2 protein-coding genes are annotated in these 2227 nt (G+C 74.0%); both read left to right on the top strand.

Going from position 1 to position 2227, the window contains the following annotated elements:
• The coding region (locus ABT085_RS45815) for a type I polyketide synthase (protein ID WP_351623055.1) at positions 1–1287 on the top strand (1287 nt) is incomplete at its 5' end.
• A gap of 32 nt (positions 1288–1319) precedes the next feature.
• Positions 1320–2227 (top strand): beta-ketoacyl synthase N-terminal-like domain-containing protein (locus tag ABT085_RS45810; RefSeq protein ID WP_351623051.1); only part of this gene is annotated, 908 nt, incomplete at its 3' end.

Raw genomic sequence — 2227 nt, 5'->3', positions numbered from 1 at the left:
GGCGCGTCCGGCGCCCTGGGCGGGCTCGTCGCCCGGCACCTGGTCGCCGAGCACCGCGTACGCAGCCTGCTGCTGATGAGCCGCCGCGGCGCGGACGCCGAGGGCGCGGCGGAGCTCCGGGCGGAACTGACCGCCGCGGGTGCCGAAGTGCGCTGGGCCGCCTGTGACGTGGCCGACCGGGACGCCCTCGCCGAGGCGCTGTCCGGCACGCCGGTGACGGCCGTCGTCCACACGGCCGGCGTCCTCGACGACGGCGTGATCGGTTCGCTCACGCCGGAGCGCCTGGAGAAGGTGCTGCGCCCCAAGGTCGACGCGGTGCTGAATCTGCACGAACTGGCGGGCGACGTCTCGGCGTTCGTGGTCTTCTCCTCGCTCGCGGGTACGCTCGGCACCCCCGGTCAGGCCAACTACGCGGCGGCCAACGCCTTCCTGGACGCCTTCGCCCGGCACCGCCGTGCCCACGGGCTGCCCGCGGTGTCACTGCCGTGGGGCCTGTGGCAGCGCACCGGCACCATGACCGAGGGCCTCGGCGGCGCCGGCCGGACCCGGCTCGCCCGCGGCGGCGTGCTGCCCCTGTCCGACGAGGACGGCCTGGAACTCCTCGACGCCGCACTCCTGTTGCAGGAGCCCCTGGTGGTGGCGGCACGGCTGGACCTCGCCGCCCTGCGGAACGCGACCGCACCGGTGCCACCGCTGCTCAGGGCGCTCGTCGGCGGCCGGCCGCGGCGCATCGACCGGGCGGCTTCCGTACCGCTGGCGCAGCGGATCGCGGGCCTGCCCGAGAGCGAGCGTGAGGAGGCGGTCCTGGACCTCGTCCGCTCCGAGGTCGCCGCCGTCCTCGGCCACGGCTCGGCCAAGGCCGTCCAGCCCGACCAGGCCTTCGGCGACCTGGGCTTCGACTCGCTGACCGCGGTGGAGCTCCGCAACCGGATGAACCAGGCCACCGGCCTGCGGCTGCCCGCGACGCTGGTCTTCGACCACCCGACACCCGCGGTGCTCGCGCGCCGGGTGCTGAAGGACCTCCCCGGTGGTACGGCCGGGACGGCACCGGTCTTCGACGAGATCGACCGCCTCGCCGCCGCCCTCGACGGCACCGGAGCGGACGGCGTCGACAGCGTCACCCGCACCAAGATCAACATGCGTCTCCAGGCGCTGCTCGCCCGCTGGAACGGGGACGAGCCCGCCGATCCGGGAGGCGCCGGCGGAGCCGGGGACGAAGACGACCTCAGCTCGGCGAGCGACGAAGAGCTGTACGAGCTCCTCGACGACGAACTCGGCATCTCCTGAACTGCGCAGGCCAAAGGGGGCGGGCGACAACGATGATGAACGAGGACAAGCTCCGGGACTACCTCAAGCGGGCCACCACGGACCTGCGCCAGGTCCGGCGGCGGGTGCGCGAGCTGGAGGCCCGTGACCAGGAGCCGATCGCCATTGTGGGCATGAGCTGCCGGTTCCCCGGCGGCGTCGGCTCCCCCGAGGAGCTGTGGCGGCTGCTGGCCGACGGCGAAGACGCCATCTCGCAGTTCCCCGAGGACCGCGGCTGGGACGTCGACACGCTCTACGACCCCGACCCCGAGCAGCCCGGCAAGGTATACACGCGGCACGGCGGCTTCCTGCACGACGCTGCCGACTTCGACGCGGACTTCTTCGGGATCTCGCCACGCGAGGCGCTGGCCATGGACCCGCAGCAGCGGCTGCTGCTGGAGACCGCCTGGGAGGCCTTCGAGCACGCGGGCATCGACCCCGTCGGTCTCAAGGGCAGCCGCACCGGAGTCTTCGCCGGCCTCATGTACCACGACTACGGCTTCACCCCCGGCGTCCTCCCCGAGGGGGTCGAGGGGCTGATGAGCACCGGCAACTCCGGCAGCGTCGCCTCCGGGCGCATCGCCTACACCTTCGGCTTCGAGGGCCCCGCGGTCACCGTCGACACCGCCTGCTCGTCCTCGCTCGTCGCCCTGCACCTGGCCGTGCAGGCGCTGCGGGGCGGCGAGTGCTCCATGGCGCTCGCCGGCGGCGTGACGGTCATGGCGGGCCCGAGCGCCTTCATCGAGTTCAGCCGTCAGCGCGGGCTCGCCCCCGACGGCCGCTGCAAGTCCTTCGCGGCGGCGGCGGACGGCGCATCCTGGTCCGAAGGCGCCGGCCTGCTGCTCGTGGAGCGGCTGCGCGACGCCCGCCGGCTCGGCCACAAGGTGCTCGCCGTCGTCCGCAGCAGCGCCGTCAACCACCG

The sequence above is a fragment of the Streptomyces sp. NPDC002265 genome (genome assembly GCF_040296125.1).
Classification (GTDB): Bacteria; Actinomycetota; Actinomycetes; order Streptomycetales; family Streptomycetaceae; genus Streptomyces.
Note: the sequence above shows the minus strand (reverse complement) of the source record. Positions and strands in the feature narration are given on the sequence as shown.